This window comes from Streptomyces sp. PR69 (assembly GCF_026420845.1).
GTDB lineage: Bacteria > Actinomycetota > Actinomycetes > Streptomycetales > Streptomycetaceae > Streptomyces.
In genome coordinates this window covers 172,569-188,816 of sequence record NZ_JAOWCB010000009.1, presented here as the reverse complement: position 1 = coordinate 188,816, position 16,248 = coordinate 172,569, and the positions used below count along the sequence as shown (strand labels likewise).

The following is a 16,248-nucleotide window of genomic DNA, read 5'->3' as shown; positions in this document are numbered from 1 at the left end:
GCGCGGGCGTGCGGGATGGAGCGCGGGCGTGCGGCGGACGGAGGGAGCGTGGCGATGACGGTGCAGGACTTCCGCCCGACGCATGTGATCCCGCAGGGCGGGCTGCCTTCTTTCGAATTGCCGGACGTCTCCCGCCCGTCCGCCCCGCTCGACCCGCTCCTGCCGGTGCAGCTTCTGGGCCGGCGCGGCGACTGGGGGCAGGTGCTCTGCGCCAACGGCTGGTCGACCTGGGTCGACGGCAGGCTGCTGGTTTCGGTGCCGCGGGACCCGCCGCCCCCCGGCGGGCCGCTCGCCCGCACGGCGGATCCGCGGCCCCTGCTGGCACGGGTCGACGAGACGCTGCGGCAGTACCGCGGCGCGGTGCAGGACCTGGCGGAGGGGCGCACGGACGGGGAAGGGTTCCGGGACCGTACACGGGGGCTGCGGGTGGGGGTGGTCGTGGACGGCGAGTCGGTCTGGCTGTACGACGCCGAGCATGAGCGCTGGGTCTACGGCGACGGCGCGTCCCTCACCGCCTTCGCCGCCTCCGAGCCGCCGGCCGCCGCAGCGGGGCCGGATCACCCCGGCCCCGAGGCTCCAGGGCCCGAGGGGCACGAGGGGCACGAGCCCACACGGGTGGTCTCCCATGACGGGCGGGCCGACGGAGGCGGCCAAGGCGGCGGAACGGGGTGAACGACATGGCGCACGCGGCGGCCGGGCGGCCCTCGGACCTGATCGGAAAGCAGATCGCGGGCTACCTCGTGGAACGCGAGATCGGCCGCGGCGGCATGGCCGTGGTCTACCGGGCCCGCGATCTGCGCCTCGAACGCACCGTCGCGCTCAAGCTGCTGGCGCCCGAGCTGGCCCGCAACGACACCTTCCGCAAGCGGTTCACCCATGAGTCGCGGGTGGCCGCGGCGATCGACCATCCGCATATCGTGCCGGTCTTCGAGGCCGGGGAGACGGACGGCATCCTCTATATCGCGATGCGGTATGTGCCGGGTCAGGATCTGCGCGCCCTGCTCGACCGGCAGGGGCGGCTGCCCGCCGCCACCGCGGTCAGGATCGCCGCACAGGTCGCCTCGGCACTGGACGCCGCGCACGCCCACGACCTGGTGCACCGGGATGTGAAGCCGGGCAACATCCTGGTCGCGGCGGGCACGGACCCGGACCATCCGGAGCATGTCTATCTGACCGACTTCGGGCTGACGAAGAAGTCCCTGTCGCTCACCGGGCTCACCACCGTGGGCCAGTTCGTCGGGACGCTGGACTATGTGGCGCCCGAGCAGATCTCGGGGCGGCCGGTGGACGGCCGCTGCGATGTCTACAGTCTGGGCTGCGTCGTGTACGAGACCCTGGCCGGGGTCCCGCCGTTCCAGCGCGACGACGATCTGGCGCTGCTGTGGGCCCATCAGTACGATCCGCCGCCGCCGTTGACCGGGCAGCGGACCGATCTGCCGCAGGAGGTCGACGCGGTGCTGGAGCGGGCGCTCGCCAAGACTCCCGACGAGCGGTACGGGTCATGTCTGGAGTTCGCCGGCGAACTGCGCGCGGCGGTGGTCCGCGCGGGGGCGGCGGGGAGCCCGGAGAGGCATGCGCCGACCAGGGTGGACGTCCGCGGCGGCGGAGTGGAGACGGGGGGCGTGAGCCCGCCGCCGGGGCCGCCGCGGTGGGCGCGGCCGGTGTTCGGGCCGAACGCGACCTGACCCGCGTCTTCCGGGGGCTCCGCCCCCGGACCCCCAGACTCCGTTGTGTCCTCAAGCGCCGGACGGGCTGGAAAATCCAGCCCGTCTGGGGGCACCTCCCGGACGAAGTCTGGGGGAGATTGAGGGCCGGGGGTCTGGGGGCGGGGCCCCGATGTCAGCGGCGCGCGGGGGCCTCGCCTCGGCGGTGGACTGGGCGGGCGAGCAGGCCGCCGAGGAATCCGGCCACCAGGCCCCACGCCGCCGCCAGGCCGAGCGCGGTCCACAGCCGGGGCCGCAGGATCACCTCGCCGCCGAGTGCGCCTCCGAGGTCCCCGATGCCCAGCAGCGACAGGCCGTACTGCGCGGAGATACGGGCGATCAGACAGATCGTCAGCACGGTGAGGACGAGCGCCACGGCCAGATGCACGGCGTGCTGCCACAGCCGCATCCGCGCGGGTGAGCGGACCGCCATCACGACGGCCGCGGCCAGCAGCAGCACCGCCGCCGCGGGGATCAGCCACCAGACCCGGCCGTCGTGTTCGGCGAGCGTGCCGACATTCAGCTCGGACAGCTCGGGGGTCTCGGTGCGCAGCACCCGGTCCAGCACCTGCGGCATCGGCAGTCCGAACGGGCCCTCCACCCGGCCCTCCCAGGTCGCGCCGAGCCCCAGCGTAAAGCTCAGCCACATCAGGTTGGGCAGTCCCAGCAGCATCACGGCGAAGGTCTCGGCCGTATGGCCGCGCGTCGCGGCCACGACGAAGCCGGCGACCAGCCCGACGGCCACACAGGCGAGAAGCAGTGCCACCATGGCGAAGGCCGCCGGGCGCACGGTCTCCTGAAAGCGCACCAGGCGGGCCGGGAGCGGGGCTCCGCGGGAGACGAGCAAGGCGAGGGCCAGCACGCCCGCAAGCCAGAGCAGCCCGTAGACGAGGGTGAGGGCGTACTCGGCGCGGAAGCCGACCGTGGGGGTGGCGTCGAAGAGGTCCGTGATCCCGGTCGGGTCGTCGACGGGGATCACGAAGGAGTAGCGGGCGGCGGCGCACAGCCCGATGAGGGCGAGGACCCACAGCGCCCCGAGCCGTGCCGCCCAGTCGGCCAGTTCTCTCGCGCCCGCGACCGCCCGGTGCCGCAGCGGCCGGAGAAAGCCGGCCGCGACGGTCAGGGCGCCGACGAGGGTGACGGTGAGCGGAAGGGCGGTGAGGTCCGCCCGGGTCTCGGCGATGGCGCCGGCCTCCCCCGCGAAGGCGACGTCGCCGCCGACGGCCATCACCAGGACGGCGGCGACGACCCGCCAGAAGGCGTTGCCCGGAAGGTCCGTGGCGCCCGCCGCCCACAGCCCGAGAGCCGCGGTGACGGCCATCGCGGCCAGCCCGGCGAGCACCGCGGCGAGGGCCTGCGGCCAGCCGTGGGCGGCACGGCCGGCGCCGCTGCGGTCCCGGGTCTGCTGCGCGCTCACGCTGCCACGCTAAGCAGCGGCCGGCGGCTTCGCTTGCCGGGCTGGGCCGACCGCGTCAGCTTGCGGGGTCCATGACGGACAGGCACACAATGGGCACACAGTGAAAAAACTGACATTGCGCCTGTTTCTTGCTTTGTCCGCCCTGTTCCGCTCTGCCACACGTCGGGAGTAGAGGCCCGTGACTTCCCAGCCCCCATCGTCCGACCGCCCCTCCGGTCCCCCTTCCGGCCCTCTCTCGGGCCCCTCCCGGGAAGGGCCCACACAGCAGAGCCCCACGCCGCCGCCGGCTTCGACGCCGCCCGAGCGGCCGGGAGGGCCGGGCGGCACGGGCGGAGGAGGCGGGGGCGGAGGAGGCGGGGGCGGAGAAGGCGGAGGTCCGGCCGGCGGCCCCGGGCAGGGGCCCGGACGGCCCTGGTGGCGGTCCGTTCCCATCGTGGCGGGCATCGCGGCCGCCGTGGTGGTGGCGGCGGTGCTGGCCGTCGCCCTCACCCGCGGCGGCGGCGACGGCGGGCAGGACGAGGTGTTCCTGCAGGCGGCCGGCTCGGCCGGCCCCGACCCTTTCACCGAATCCTCGGCGGATGAGGACGCTCCGTCGCCGTCCCCGCCGCCCCCGCCCGCTTCCCCTGAGGAGGACGACGGCCGTGTGACGCGTACGGTGGACGGCTCGGAGCCCGGTGTGTACGGCGGGACGCGCAATGTCTCCAGCTGCGATGTGGAGCAGCAGATCCGGTTTCTGACGGACCAGCCGGACAAGAACCGGGCGTTCGCGTCGGTGCTGGACATCCAGCCGGACGCCGTCCCCGACTATCTGCGCTCTCTCACCCCCGTGCAGCTGCGGGCGGACACCCGCGTGACCAACCACGGCTACCGGGACGGCAGGGCCACCAGCTACCAGTCGGTGCTTCAGACGGGCACCGCCGTCCTGGTCGACGACCGGGGCGTGCCGCGGGTGCGGTGCGCCTGCGGCAATCCGCTGACCCCGCCGCAGGCGCTGAAGAGCTCCGCGCAGCGCAGAGGCGAGGCGTGGCCCGCGTACAGCCCGTCGAAGACCGTGGCGGTCACCCCGTCGACGACGGTGGTGAACGTCTTCATCCTCATCGACTTCGAGAACGACGAGTGGTTCGCCCGCGAAAAGGGCGACACCGGTGACAAGGACAAGCCGACCACGCCGCCGTCGCCGTCGCCCTCGCCTGATGCCTCGCCCACCGGTTCGCCCTCGGCGTGCCCCTCGCCGTACGAGTCGGTGACGCCGTCGCCGGGTGAGGTCTGCCCCTCGCCGACGGAATCCCCGGCCTCCCCGTCGCCGACGGAATCGCCGACCGAGTCGCCGGGCACCGAGTCGCCGGGCACCGAGTCGCCCGGCGGGCCCACGGAGGACGGTGGTCCGGTGGACGGGACGGACACGTACGGGCCTGCCGGGACGTCGCCGGGCGGGACGGTGGACACCGCTTCGGCCTCGTACGTCCTGTCGGCGTCGCCGAGCGCCTAGGGCCGTGTCCGGCGGGGGTTTTCCCCCTCCCCTCCCCCTACGCCCTGGGGCGTGGGGGGGGGACCCCCACTTCCCGCAACTGGGGGCTCCGCCCCCAGACCCCGCTTTACGGGGGCTCCGCCCCCGGACCCGCGCGCCTCAAACTCCCCCAGCTACCTCCCCCAGCTACCGCTGGGAGGTGCCCCCAGGGGTGCCCCCAGGCGAGGCTGAGAGCGCAGCCCCCGCGCCCCCATCGCCGGCGGGGCCGGGATGTGGCGCAGCCACTTCCCAGCCCGTTGGGGACACCTCCGTGGGGGTACCCCCGGACGGAGTCTGGGAGAGTCTGAGGACCGGGGGTCTGGGGGCGGAGCGCCCGGTTACGGGACGGGCGCGGTCACTCGGGCGGGGCCCCCGGCTCGCCCTCGGCCGTGCGGGGCTCCAGCGCTCTGGTCGCCGGTCCCTGGAGCACCGAGCCGTCGACGGCGAAGCGGGAGCCGTGGCAGGGGCACTCCCAGGTCCGTTCGAGGTCGTTGAACTGCACGAGGCAGCCCTCGTGGGTGCAGCGCGCGGCGACGGCCGAGGCGCGGCCCGTCTCGTCGCGGTAGACGGCGCAGCGCTTGCGGCCGGGGCCGAGGCGGACGATCTCGCCGGTGCCGGGCGGCACGGCGTCGGCCGAGTCGATGTGCCCGGTGTGCAGCCGGTCACCCGCGTAGTGGCGTGCGACGGCCGTCTGGAAGCGGGCGATCTGCGCCGTTTCACGTATGTGCGGCAGCCGTCGCGGGTCGAACAGCTCGGTCCAGGGGGGCCTGGGGCGGCCCGCGACATGGGCGGCGATCAGTTTTCCGGCCGCCACGCCGTTGCTGATGCCCCAGCCGCCGAAGCCCGTGGCCACATAGACGTGCTGGGTGCCGGGGTGGATGTGGCCGACGTACGGCAGATGGTCGCTGGAGTCGTTGTCCTGCGCCGCCCAGCGGTAGACGCGCTCCGCCGCGGCGAAGCCCGGCAGGCGTTCACTCGCCCAGGCGTCGAGGCGGGCGAGCCGGGCCTGTACGCCGCCCGCGCCGGGCTCGAAGGACTCGCCGGTGACGATCAGCAGCCGTCGCCGCTCGTCGTAAGGGGCGCCGCGCAGTGAGCGGACCCGGTCCTCGGGGCTGAAGTACATGCCGGTGGGGGCCTCGGAGACGGGCACGGGCGCGGCGATGACCAGTTCTCTGCGGGGCTTGAGGCGAGTGCTGAGCAGGGAGCGGTCGAAGGCCGGATAGCCGACGGCGACGACCGCGTCACGGGCTTCGACATGCGCTCCGTCGCCCGTGGCTAGGCGGCATCGCCGTCCGTCGTGCAGGGCGGTGACGCGGGTCCGTTCGCAGATGCGTGCGCCTGCCTCCGCGGTCCGCTCCGCCAGCGCGAGCAGAAAGGCGCGCGGGTGGAACTGGAGCTGGCCTTCCGCGCGCACGGCCGCGGCGACGGGGAACGGCAGTTCGGTCTCGGCGGTGAGGGTGACGTCGAGCCCGGCCTTCGCGGCGGCCTCGGCTTCCGCGGCGATCTCGCGCTCACGGTCCCGGTCCATGACATAGGTGTGGGCCGGGACGCGTTCGAGCTGGGCGTCGATGTGCAGCCGCCGGCACAGCGCGGCGGTGTGGTCGAGCGCGTCCTCCTGCGCCAGGGCGTACAGCTCGCCGGCGCCGGGGCCGTGCTCGGCTTCGATGCGGGAGTAGGCGAGGCCGTGCAGGGAGGTCAGCTTGGCCGTGGTGTGCCCGCTGACGCCGGAGGCGATGCGGTCCGCCTCCAGGACGATGACGTCCAGCCCCGCGCTGGTCAGCTCCCAGGCGGTGCACAGCCCGGCGATGCCCGCGCCGATCACGGCGACGTCCGCGGTGGTGTCCGCGGAGAGCGGCGGGTACTCCGTCGTGGGGGTGTCGGTCATCCAGTACGACGTGTCGAGTACGTGCCGTTCTTCCGCCATATCATCGAGTTTTCCCGTTCTCCGCGGCGGCTAACGGCGGACGAAGGGGGCGCCTCGGCGGCGGCCCGTCAGTCGTGCGGGACGACGGCGACGGGGCAGGGGGCCAGATGCAGGGCGGCGTGGGCCACCGAGCCGATGCGGCCGCCGACCGGTGAGCGGCGGACCCGTCGGCCCACCACGGCGAGCCGGGCTCCGGCGCAGGCCATGAGCAGCACCTCGGCCGCGCTGCCCATCTCGACATGCTCGACCGCCGGCACCTCGGGGAAGCGCTTGCGCCAGGGGCCCAGTGCCTCGGCCAGTCTGCGCTGCTCCAGCTCCACCAGGCCGCCGGCCTCGTCGGCGGCGCGCAGCGCGTCCGCGCCGAGGGCGTGGACCGGCGGCAGCGCCCAGGCCCGTACGGCCCGTACGGTCGCGCCGCGGGCGGCGGCGGTCTCGAAGGCGAAGCGCAGCACGGCGGCGCTGTCCTCCGGCGTTCCCTGCTGTCCGACGGTGACCACCCCGCCCGCGGGCGGGCCCGGCTCGTCCGGGGGGCCGCTCTGGCCCGCGCGGACGGCGACGACGGGCCGTTTCGCCGAGGCGATCACCTGTTGTCCGTACGAGCCGACGAGGAAACCGACGAGCGCGCCGCGGCCGCGGGAGCCGAGCACCAGCATCTCGGACTCCTCGGCCGCGGCGAGCAGCGCCGCGACGGCCGTGTCGGAGACGACTTTGGCGGAGACGGACAGTCCGGGCCGCCGGGCCCACACGCGGGTCTCCGCGTCATCGACGACACTCTGGGCCCACCGGGCCTGGGCTTCCCGGTCCTGGGCGATCGGCAGGTCGAGCGGCTGCCAGAGCCAGGCGTGCAGCAGTCGCAGCGGGAGCCCGCGGCGCGCGGCCTCGTCGGCGGCCCAGTCGGCCGCGTCCAGGCTCTCGTCGGATCCGTCGACCCCCGCGGTGATCGGGCGCGCCATCTGTGCCTCCGTCGCATGACTCGGCCGGCTGTTCCGGGTTGTCCGCCGTTCCGGGTTGTCCGCCGTTCCAGGATTTCAGCTCGGGGCGGCGTCCGCGCGTCCGCCGCAGGCCTCCGCCGTGCCGCAGGTGGCCAGGGAGCACCAGCGGCGGCGGCCCCCGGCGCCGGGGAACAGCCAACCGCAGTGGTCGCCGGGGCAGACGCGGACGGTGAAGCGCTGCGGGCCGGCGAGGAGTTCCGCGGCGCTGAGGGCCGCCGCGTACAGAGGCAGGCGCAGCCCGGCGGACGGGGAGATCCGCCAGACGCCCAGGCCGTCGCCGCCGCGGGTGAAGGAGGCGTGCCGTGCGGCGGCCTCCGCGGTTCTGGCGACGGCCGTGAACGCGCCGACGTCGTCGGGCGCGGTCAGGCAGGCGTACAGCCGGGCACGGAACTCCCGCGCCTCGTCCAGGGCGGCGGCCGCCTCCCCGGGGTGCTGCCGGGCGCGGTCCAGCAGCCCGTCCACGGTGCTCCGGCCGGCCAGGTCCAGATGCCCGGCCCACACGGCGAGCGTGCTGTACCGCCGCAGCCACTCGGAGCCGGGCAGGCTGCTCGCCGCGCCCCAGCCGGCGTAGGTGTTGCACAGTTCGAGCGCCGGATGGCCGCTGGTGGTCCACGGCAGCCACTCGTCGCCGACCCGTACGGCGTACACGGGGGCGGGCGGGCGGTCGAGGCGGTGGTCGCCGCGGAGCATGCGCGTGTGGAGGGTGCGCAGTTCGGGGCCCGGGTCGACGCCGAGGGCGCCGGCCAGCCGCTGCCGGGTGGCGTCGTACAGCTCCAGGGCGTCCGCCTGCCGTCCGGCGCGGTAGAGGGCGGTCATCCGGGCGGCGACGAGCCGCTCCCGCTGGGGGTGGGCCGTGCACGCGGCGGCGAGTTCGGCGGCGACGCGGTCGTGCAGCCCCAGGGTGAGCTGGATGCCGGCGCGCTCTTCCAGCGCGGTCAGCCGCAGTTCGTCCAGCGGGCCGCCGAGCCGGTCGCGCAGCCGGTCGTCCGCCAGATCGGCGAGGAGGGGTCCGCGCCACAGGCCAAGGGCCCGGTCGTACAGCCGCAGCCGCTCCGCCGGGCCCTGCTCCGTCGAGGCCTGTCTCACCAGCCGGGTGAAGCGCGGCACGTCGAGGTCGTAGGGCCCCTCGACGGCGTATCCGTTCTGCCGGGTGGCCACGCTCAGGCCGCAGGGCGCGAGAGCGGTGCGCAGCCTGCCGATGTACGTGTGGAGGGCGCCGCGCGCGGAGGCCGGTGCGGCGTCGCCCCACAGCAGGTCGATCAGGCGCTGAGCGGTCACGGCGCGGCCTTCGTGCAGCAGCAGGACGGCGAGCAGACAGCGTTCCTGACGGCGGCTGCCGAGCCGGACCCGCTGTCCTTCCCGGTGTGCTTCGAAGGGGCCGAGCAGCTTGAACTCCATGGCGGCGTCAGCGTAGCGCGGTGAGAAAGCGGTGAGCGGGCGGGGTGAGGCTGTGAGGGTCCATGCGGCGCACGGCATGGACTGATGTGATCCTGCGACCTGTTGAGGAGCGTGTATGCGCACCGTACGCCGAACCGGCCATGTTCCAGGCGTGTCCGGAGTTGTCTGTGTCGTCGTCAGCGCGCTGGCGGCCCTGGCCCTCGGCGGCGCGCCCGCGGCCGCTTCGCCGGCCGGCGGCCCGGCGTCCGCCGTGGCGGCGGCCGCGGGCGGGTGGGAGCCCGCGCCGTCCGCGCCGTGGGGCGTCCCCGCCGGGGCGCGCTGCGACTTCCCGGTCCACGGCGAGGCGGTCGTCGACGAGGTCGAGCGGCTGGTGCTGGCCAGGTATCCGGACGGGTCGCCGAAGCAGGTCGCGTACCGGGGCGATCTCGTCGTCCGGGTGGTGAACACCGATACGGGAGTGGCGTACGACGCGGACGCGGGCGGCACGGCCGTGGTCGAACACCGCGCCGACGGCTCGCAGTTGTGGACGGTTTTCGGCCCGGTGCTCGTCGGCGTCGGCGAAGGGGGCGGCAATCTCGCCCGCGGGCTCTACATCGTCGACGGGGTCTACACGCTGGAGATCAGCCGGACCGGATACAAGACGGTGACCATGGCGTACGGCGGTCAGGACGACCTCTGCGCCCGGATCGGCTGACCGGGACGGCCCGACCGCGACGGCTGCCCCGCAACGGCTGTTTCCGGCCTCTCACAGCGTGCGCGGGGGCGGGCGCACGGCAGACTTCCCCTGCTGCCGGCGCGCCCGTCCCCGCTTCCCGCGTCCCCCGTTCCCCGTCGCGGTCTTCGAAGCCCCCGCCGAAGCCCCCGTCCGTCTCAGCACCCGCGAACGCCGCGCCGGAGCGCAGCAATCAAGCCACTTTGCCTCGCCGTTGCCCGAACGGCGGGCGCTGCGCCCTGGTCCGGTGTACTGATGTCGATGACGCTAGCGGGCGCGGCCGGATGGCTGTACCGCCAGTTCAGGGGGGTTGCATCGAGGGGGTGCAGCAGGCAGTTCGCTTCAGGGGAGTGGGGCATGCGTCGCCGAGGAGGCGTGCGGTGAGGCTGGGCTCGGGGCTCCAGCGGGCTCAGGCGTTTCTGATCGTGGCCACGGCTCTGTACCGGGCCAGCCATCTGATGGTGGGGCTGGTCGCCGTCGTGCAGCACCACCGGCACAGCCCGGTGTCCTGGGCGGTGCTCGCCGCGGCCGTCGCGTGCAGTGTCCTCGTCTATGGCACGGCTCGCTCCCGCGGCTGGTTCAACGGCAGGACGGTCTGGGCCGACGTCCTGGTGACCGGCTGCGCCCTGCCGTTCGCGGCCTATCTGTGGGGCGGGGCGCACGAGGCCCCCGCGATCGCGTGGGTGATGGTGCTCGGCGGTTCGTCGTCCGCGCCCGCCGCGGTGGTGCTGGACCGGGGACAGGCCGTGCTGGCGGTGGCGCTGATCGCGGCGACGCACGCGCTGGGGTACGGACTGGTGGGCGCGGCCATGGCGGTGACCGCCGGGCATCTCAACTCGGTCGTCTCATCGGCCGTGCTGGGATGGGTCTTCTGGTGGTATCTGCGGCGGCAGGGCGCGCTGCTGGACGCCGCGAACGAGAAGGCCAGGAAGGCGGAGGCGCAGCGCGCCCGGTACGCGGAGCGCATCGCCCACCACCGGGCGCTGCACGACACGGTGCTGGCCACGCTGACCGCGATCGCGGGCGGCCGAGTGGACGCCAGCGCCGAGCGGGTGCGGTCCCGCTGCGCGCGCGAGGCGGCGTATCTGCGCCGGCTGATCCAGCAGTCGGCGGACGCGGACGTCTACCCGGAGGCGGGGGCGGCGCTGGAGGAGGCGGTGCGGGCGGCGGAGTGCCTGGGGCTTTCGGTGAGCGCGCAGTACGGGGAGATGCCGTCGGTTCCCCCGGACGTGGCCGCCGAGGTGGCGGCCGCGGTCACCGAGGCGCTGAACAACGTGCTGCGCCACGCGGGCACCGGCCGGGCGTATCTGACCGCCGCCGGGCGGGACGGTCAGCTGGTGGTGACCGTGGTGGACCGCGGGAAGGGCTTCGACCCGGAGCTCGTCACGGGCGGTCTGGGGCTGCGGAGCTCGGTGCGCGAGCGGATGCGGGGCATCGGCGGCGCGGCCGAGGTGGAGAGCGTTCCCGGTGAGGGGACCCGGGTGGAACTGAGCTGGCCGGCATGATCACGGTGGCGGTGGTCGACGACGACCGGATGCTGCTGGACGGGCTGCGGTCCTGGCTGCGGGATGTGCCGGGGGTGCGGCTGGCGGCCGCGGCGGCCACAGTGGACGAACTGCTCGCGCAGGTCCCGGCGGGCGCGGGCGGCGCGGCTGCGGACGGGGGCGGGGACGACGGGGACACGGACGGGGGCGGGGGCGGGGGCGGCGTTTTCGACGTCGTACTGCTGGACCTGGTCCTGCGGGACGGCTCGCAGCCGCCTGAGAACATCCGCCGGCTGCGGGCGGCGGGCAGCCGCGTGCTGATCATCAGCACGGTGGCCGACCGGGGCCGGATCGTCGCGGCGATCGCGGCCGGGGCCGACGGCTATCTCACCAAGGACCACGATCTGGACACACTGGTGACCGCCCTTCAGGACGTCGCCGCGGGCCGCTCGGCGCACTCCCCCGAGCTGGCCTTCGCCCTGGCCCACGATCAGCGCCCCGACCGTCCGCGGCTGTCGCCGAAGGAGCTTCAGGTGCTGCTCGACTACGCGTCCGGTCTGACGCTCAAGTCGACGGCCCGACGCGCGGGGATCACCCCGAACACGGCCAAGTACTACCTGGACCGGGTGAAGGACAAGTACCAGCAGGCGGGCCGCCCGGCCTATACGAAGATCGACCTGGCGCTGCGAGTCCGGGAGGACGGCCTGGACACACCCTGACAATCCGCGTCCGGCGGGCGGGGCGCGCCCCGCCCGCTTCCCGGCAGCCGGGGCTCCGTTCCGGTTCGGCCTAGATGCGGCGCTCGCCCGCCCCGGACGGCCCGTACAGGTCGAGCAGCCGGGTGCGGGCCGAAGTGAGCCGGTGGGCGATGACCTGGGCGACGGCGCGAGTGAAGGCGAGGCCGAACACCGGGTCGTCATCGCAGAGGTCCCGTACCGCGACCGCGTCGAACTCAAGGGCCGTCACGGGGCTGACGGCTTCCGCCCCGAGATGCCACACATGCGGCGGGAACAGCCAGGACCAGCCGAGCAGCTCGCCGGGGCCGAGCTGCTCCACCACCACGGCCCGCCGCCCCGGCACATGGAGGTCGAGGTCGACCGCGCCGGTGCGGATGATCCAGAAGCAGTCGGCGCGCCGCCCCTCCTCGAAGATGCGCCTGCCCGGCTGGAAGGAGGTCTCCCCGGCGAGTTGCAGCAGTCGGTGTCTGCCCTCCGCGGGCAGGTCCTTCAGCAGGGGAGGTCCGGTCGTCATGCTCGCTCGCTCCGTCGGCCGCCGCTCGACTGGTCGCCGCTCATCCGCTCGTCCGCTCGTGGTGCGTCCGCCCCGGCGGAGGCATCCGCATGCCCAGTGTCCGGCCGATGCGCCGCCCCGGCATGTCGAAGCTATTCGGTCAGATTTGCGACATGATCCCCGTCACACTCGCTCGACGCACGCAAAATAATCTTCACAGATTCGCCATATCCGCGAAATATCTTTCTCCGCCCACCCTAAAGGGCCCCCTCCACAGCAAGATCACCTTTGTTCAATTCTGCACTGTGTATCTCGACATGTCCGCATAGCAGCCAACCGCCCGCAGATGATTTCCGCGGCCGGGTCGCAGCCAGGTAGGGATCGGTCTCGCATGCCCGACGGCGTGCCGGAAACACCGAACTCCCGTTGTCTGCCTGGAGGTTGAGTTGTCAACTATTTCTTCCATGTCCCGCAGGAGCGCCCTGGGCGCCACCGTCGGCGTCTTCGGGGGGCTGGCCCTCGCCGGGGCCGCGCACGCCTCCGCCGACCGCGCCCGGGACGGCCGCCAGGACCACCTGGCCCACGCGGGCCACGACGCCATGCCGGAGTCCTTCGACGAGGTCTACCAGGGCCGCCGCATCCAGGGCCGCCCGGCGCAGAGCGGCGGCCACGGCGGCGGCTCCGCGCACGGCGGCCATCACCCGGCCGGCTACCAGGTGCACGTCGACGGCCGCGAGCTGCATGTGATGCGCAACGCCGACGGCACCTGGATCAGCGTGGTCAACCACTACGAGACCTTCGCGAACCCGCGGGCCGTGGCCCGTGCCGCCGTCGTCGAGCTGCAGGGCTCGGCGCTCGCGCCCTTCCCGGCCTGACCGCGTCAGCGCCGGCGCCCGCCCACACGCACACACGCGCGTGCCCGGAGCGCCCATCGCGCCCGCACACCGCACCCACCGCACAACCCGATCGGGGAGCAGCACGTCCATGACCGTACGCAAGAACCAGGCCGCCCTGACCGCCGAGGAGAAGCGCCGCTTCGTCGCCGCGCTCATCGAGCTGAAGCGCAGCGGCCGCTATGACACCTTCGTCACCACGCACAACGAGTTCATCATGAGCGACACCGACTTCGGCGACCGCGTCGGCCATCGCTCGCCGTCATTCCTGCCATGGCACCGCCGATTCCTCCTTGAGTTCGAACAGGCGCTGCAGTCGGTCGACTCCTCTGTCACCCTGCCGTACTGGGACTGGACCGCGGACCGCACCGCCCGCTCCTCGCTGTGGGCTGCGGACTTCCTGGGCGGCACCGGCCGCAGCCGCGACAACCGGGTGATGGACGGCCCGTTCGCCGCCGGCTCCGGCAACTGGCCGATACGGGTGCGGGTCGACGGACGCGGCTATCTGCGGCGCTCGCTGGGTGCGAACGGCGGACTGACCCTGCCCACCCGCGCCGAGGTGGACTCCGTGCTGGCGATGCCCACGTATGACACCGCTCCCTGGAACAGCTCCTCCGACGGCTTCCGCAACCATCTGGAGGGCTGGCGCGGGGTCAATCTGCACAACAGAGTGCACGTCTGGGTCGGCGGCCAGATGGCCACCGGCACCTCCCCCAACGACCCCGTCTTCTGGCTGCACCACGCGTTCGTGGACAAGCTGTGGGCCGAATGGCAGGCGCTCCACCCCGACTCGCCCTATCTGCCCCAGGGCGGCACGCGGAACGTGGTGGACCTCCATGACACGATGCGGCCCTGGAACGATGTGACGCCGGCCGACATGCTGGACCACACGGCGTTCTACACCTTCGACACCGCCGCCTGACCGACGCCGGGCCGCCGGCCGGTCGGCCTGCCGGGCGCGGCTCATACGGCAGCTCTCACGACGGCCCTTCACGGCGGCTCTCACACCGTGAAGGGCCTTTCGTTCACGAACGCGCCGCCCGGCCGGCCGGCGAGATACAGGTTCGGGCTCTGCGTGGCCGGCATACGCCGCACGATGGCCCGGTGGAAGGCCCGGTGCCCGCCCCGGAAGCCGCCCTCGTCCCAGACGTCCAGCAGCGTTCCGGTAAACCGGCCGTTGACCGGGCCGTCGGCGGCGAGCTGGTTGTCCTGGCAGGCGGAGATGAGCACCGCGTCCGCCTCCTTCACGCCCTGCGCACCGCGGCGCTCGGCGGCGAACGACCGCTGGAGCTCCTGGTAGAAGTCCTTGTCCCGGGCGTAGCTCTGCTGCTGGCGGAAGACCGGCATCAGCCGGGAGCGGTCCTCGACCCGGGCGGGGTCACGGGTCTGGAACTGGTCCTCCATGGCCTCGGGGCTGAGCACGTCCGCGACCTCGATGCCGCTGCCGCTGTGGCAGCAGTCCAGCAGCACCAGGACGCGCACGCCGTCGGCGAACCGCGCCAGCTCGCGGTTCACCTCGTCGTCGAGGAACTGACGGTCGTACAGGACGAGGGTCTCGTCGAGCGCGTCGGGCTCGGCGTCGCCGCCGACCTCGTTGGGGATCTGCCCGCCGTGGCCGGAGTAGCTCAGCAGCATGATGTCACCGCTCTTGAGCTGGCCGGCGGCCTTGCGCAGCTCCGCGACGACGTTGTCGGCGGCGCCGTCCGCCCCGAAGAGGACCGTGTCGGAGAATCCGGCCTCACGGGCCAGCGCCGCCATGTCGCGGGCGTCGTTCTCACAGGCGACCAGCGCGCCGTCCCAGCCGCCGTATTTCGCGGGGTCGACCGTGTTGAGTCCGATGTGGAGGGAGAGGCCGACAGCCATGGGTCCTGCCTTTCTCCGGCTTTCACCGGGCGACGTGCGTCGCACGGATGCCTTCCGCGGGCCGCCCGCCGCCGAACCCGCCGCCCCCCGCATCACGCGCACGGCGCGCGGCTGTTCGAGTGGCTTCCCCGCGCCCGCCGACAGCGGGCCGATATCGCGCGGTACCGGTCATACCATGAGCCCATCCGACTCCTCGGGGGTCCCGGAAGGCGTCGGTGCGGCGGCAGGGGCCTCCCTGGCCGACCGCACGGGGTACGACGAGCGCTTCCTCGGCGCCGTCGTGCCGCTGCCGCTGCCCGTCGGCCCCGGCATCGAGCCGGTGGTCCTGCCCTATACGCATTTCACCGTGGTGCTGCGCCCGGACCGCAGGCTCGCGGCGTCCACCGCCTGCTGCATCGACGGGGCGCGGCTCGCCGAGGACGCTCCGGAGCGGCACGACGGCTGGCGGTTCGACCCGCGCGTGCCGCGGGAGTGGCAGGCAGGTGAGGCGCTGTACAAGAACAACTCCCTGGACAAGGGGCATCTGGTCCGCCGGCTCGACCCGGTGTGGGGCGCGCACGCGGTCGCGGTGCGCGCCGACGACGACACGTTCTACTACACGAACGCCGCCCCGCAGGCCGATGTGTTCAACCAGGGCAAGAAGGTGTGGCAGGGCCTGGAGAACCACCTCCTGGAACACGCGGCCCGGTTCGACCGCAAGCTGACCGTGCTGACCGGCCCGGTGCTGCATGACTCCGACCCGCCCTACCGGGGCGTCCAGGTGCCGCTGCGCTTCTGGAAGGTGGCCGTCTTCCTGCAGGAGGGGCGGCTTGCCTCCACCGCGTATGTGCTGGACCAGAGTCCGGATCTGACCCGGGACGCGGAGCGGGCGCTGGCGGGTGCGCAGCGGGGTGCGCCGCCGCCGCTGGGCGGCTTCCGCACCTTCCAGGTGCCGGTGTCGGATGTGGCGGAGCTGACCGGCCTTGATCTGGGCCCGCTGCCCGCGACGGATCTGATGCCGCTGACTCGCGCCCCCGAGACGCGCTGGAAGCGCCTCCGTTCTTATGCCGAGATCGTGATGGACGGCCCGTAACCGGGCACAACACCTGTGCCACCACCGATGATGACCGCTCCTTGGCAGTGGGA

At 73.7% G+C, this 16,248-nt stretch carries 15 protein-coding genes; 9 read left to right on the top strand and 6 right to left on the bottom strand.

Translation table 11 applies throughout. From position 1 onward, the window contains the following. Positions 1 to 54: 54 nt before the first annotated feature. Positions 55 to 672: a hypothetical protein gene (locus OF819_RS12020; RefSeq protein ID WP_267243440.1), complete on the top strand. Its 618-nt coding sequence runs from the start codon at positions 55 to 57 to the stop codon at positions 670 to 672. Between the two features lie 5 nt (positions 673 to 677). Beyond that, the gene (locus OF819_RS12015) at positions 678 to 1,685 is read left to right on the top strand and encodes a serine/threonine-protein kinase (RefSeq protein WP_267243489.1); all 1,008 of its coding nucleotides are present in this window, start codon (positions 678 to 680) and stop codon (positions 1,683 to 1,685) included. 154 nt (positions 1,686 to 1,839) lie between these two features. Here OF819_RS12015 and OF819_RS12010 read toward each other — a convergent pair whose 3' ends face one another. Then, entirely contained in the window at positions 1,840 to 3,120 is a 1,281-nt protein-coding gene (locus OF819_RS12010) for a streptophobe family protein (protein WP_267243439.1), read from the bottom strand. 178 nt (positions 3,121 to 3,298) lie between these two features. Between OF819_RS12010 and OF819_RS12005 the strand changes: the two genes are divergently transcribed. Then, the gene (locus tag OF819_RS12005) at positions 3,299 to 4,609 is read left to right on the top strand and encodes a DUF6777 domain-containing protein (protein WP_416370512.1); all 1,311 of its coding nucleotides are present in this window, start codon (positions 3,299 to 3,301) and stop codon (positions 4,607 to 4,609) included. 373 nt (positions 4,610 to 4,982) lie between these two features. Here OF819_RS12005 and OF819_RS12000 read toward each other — a convergent pair whose 3' ends face one another. The 3 genes from OF819_RS12000 to OF819_RS11990 form a co-directional block, all read right to left on the bottom strand. Further along, the gene (locus OF819_RS12000; RefSeq protein ID WP_267243437.1) at positions 4,983 to 6,551 is read right to left on the bottom strand and encodes an FAD-dependent oxidoreductase; all 1,569 of its coding nucleotides are present in this window, start codon (positions 6,549 to 6,551) and stop codon (positions 4,983 to 4,985) included. A gap of 68 nt (positions 6,552 to 6,619) precedes the next feature. Further along, positions 6,620 to 7,504, bottom strand: a complete 885-nt coding sequence (locus OF819_RS11995; protein ID WP_267243436.1) for a universal stress protein — start codon at positions 7,502 to 7,504, stop codon at positions 6,620 to 6,622. 75 nt (positions 7,505 to 7,579) lie between these two features. Continuing rightward, positions 7,580 to 8,941: a BTAD domain-containing putative transcriptional regulator gene (locus tag OF819_RS11990; protein WP_267243435.1), complete on the bottom strand. Its 1,362-nt coding sequence runs from the start codon at positions 8,939 to 8,941 to the stop codon at positions 7,580 to 7,582. A 151-nt stretch (positions 8,942 to 9,092) separates the two neighbouring features. On the opposite strand from OF819_RS11990, the gene OF819_RS11985 reads away from it, so the two are divergent. The 3 genes from OF819_RS11985 to OF819_RS11975 all read left to right on the top strand — a co-directional run bounded on the left by OF819_RS11985 (position 9,093) and on the right by OF819_RS11975 (position 11,856). Next, positions 9,093 to 9,635: a hypothetical protein gene (locus tag OF819_RS11985; protein ID WP_267243434.1), complete on the top strand. Its 543-nt coding sequence runs from the start codon at positions 9,093 to 9,095 to the stop codon at positions 9,633 to 9,635. 398 nt (positions 9,636 to 10,033) lie between these two features. Continuing rightward, positions 10,034 to 11,158: a sensor histidine kinase gene (locus OF819_RS11980; protein ID WP_267243433.1), complete on the top strand. Its 1,125-nt coding sequence runs from the start codon at positions 10,034 to 10,036 to the stop codon at positions 11,156 to 11,158. Then, a complete protein-coding gene (locus tag OF819_RS11975; protein ID WP_267243432.1) occupies positions 11,155 to 11,856 on the top strand; it encodes a LuxR C-terminal-related transcriptional regulator in 702 nt (233 codons plus the stop codon). Before OF819_RS11980 ends, OF819_RS11975 begins: the two co-directional genes overlap by 4 nt. Positions 11,857 to 11,926: 70 nt before the next feature. Here OF819_RS11975 and OF819_RS11970 read toward each other — a convergent pair whose 3' ends face one another. Beyond that, positions 11,927 to 12,388: a cyclic nucleotide-binding domain-containing protein gene (locus OF819_RS11970; RefSeq protein WP_267243431.1), complete on the bottom strand. Its 462-nt coding sequence runs from the start codon at positions 12,386 to 12,388 to the stop codon at positions 11,927 to 11,929. Positions 12,389 to 12,822: 434 nt separating this feature from the next. Between OF819_RS11970 and melC1 the strand changes: the two genes are divergently transcribed. Together melC1 and melC2 are read left to right on the top strand one after the other, a co-directional pair. Continuing rightward, on the top strand, positions 12,823 to 13,242 hold the full coding sequence (gene melC1 / locus OF819_RS11965; protein ID WP_267243488.1) for an apotyrosinase chaperone MelC1: 420 nt from the start codon (positions 12,823 to 12,825) through the stop codon (positions 13,240 to 13,242). 109 nt (positions 13,243 to 13,351) lie between these two features. After that, positions 13,352 to 14,182, top strand: a complete 831-nt coding sequence (gene melC2, locus OF819_RS11960; RefSeq protein ID WP_267243430.1) for a tyrosinase MelC2 — start codon at positions 13,352 to 13,354, stop codon at positions 14,180 to 14,182. 80 nt (positions 14,183 to 14,262) lie between these two features. Here the strand turns inward: melC2 and OF819_RS11955 are convergent, their stop codons facing one another. After that, positions 14,263 to 15,123, bottom strand: coding sequence for a caspase family protein (locus tag OF819_RS11955; RefSeq protein WP_267243429.1), 861 nt, complete (start codon positions 15,121 to 15,123; stop codon positions 14,263 to 14,265). Positions 15,124 to 15,298: 175 nt separating this feature from the next. Between OF819_RS11955 and OF819_RS11950 the strand changes: the two genes are divergently transcribed. Next, a complete protein-coding gene (locus OF819_RS11950) occupies positions 15,299 to 16,195 on the top strand; it encodes a DNA/RNA non-specific endonuclease (protein WP_267243428.1) in 897 nt (298 codons plus the stop codon). The last annotated feature ends 53 nt before the right edge of the window (positions 16,196 to 16,248 follow it).

Bases quoted from the DNA above. Each gene is read 5' to 3' on its own strand.
- OF819_RS12015 (WP_267243489.1), top strand. From the start codon at position 678: ATGGCGCACGCGGCGGCCGGGCGGCCCTCGGACCTGATCGGAAAGCAG.
- OF819_RS12000 (WP_267243437.1), bottom strand. From the start codon at position 6,551: ATGGCGGAAGAACGGCACGTACTCGACACGTCGTACTGGATGACCGAC.
- OF819_RS11995 (WP_267243436.1), bottom strand. From the start codon at position 7,504: ATGGCGCGCCCGATCACCGCGGGGGTCGACGGATCCGACGAGAGCCTG.
- OF819_RS11955 (WP_267243429.1), bottom strand. From the start codon at position 15,123: ATGGCTGTCGGCCTCTCCCTCCACATCGGACTCAACACGGTCGACCCC.
- OF819_RS11990 (WP_267243435.1), bottom strand. From the start codon at position 8,941: ATGGAGTTCAAGCTGCTCGGCCCCTTCGAAGCACACCGGGAAGGACAG.
- OF819_RS11975 (WP_267243432.1), top strand. From the start codon at position 11,155: ATGATCACGGTGGCGGTGGTCGACGACGACCGGATGCTGCTGGACGGG.
- OF819_RS11970 (WP_267243431.1), bottom strand. From the start codon at position 12,388: ATGACGACCGGACCTCCCCTGCTGAAGGACCTGCCCGCGGAGGGCAGA.
- OF819_RS12020 (WP_267243440.1), top strand. From the start codon at position 55: ATGACGGTGCAGGACTTCCGCCCGACGCATGTGATCCCGCAGGGCGGG.
- OF819_RS11950 (WP_267243428.1), top strand. From the start codon at position 15,299: ATGAGCCCATCCGACTCCTCGGGGGTCCCGGAAGGCGTCGGTGCGGCG.
- melC2 (WP_267243430.1), top strand. From the start codon at position 13,352: ATGACCGTACGCAAGAACCAGGCCGCCCTGACCGCCGAGGAGAAGCGC.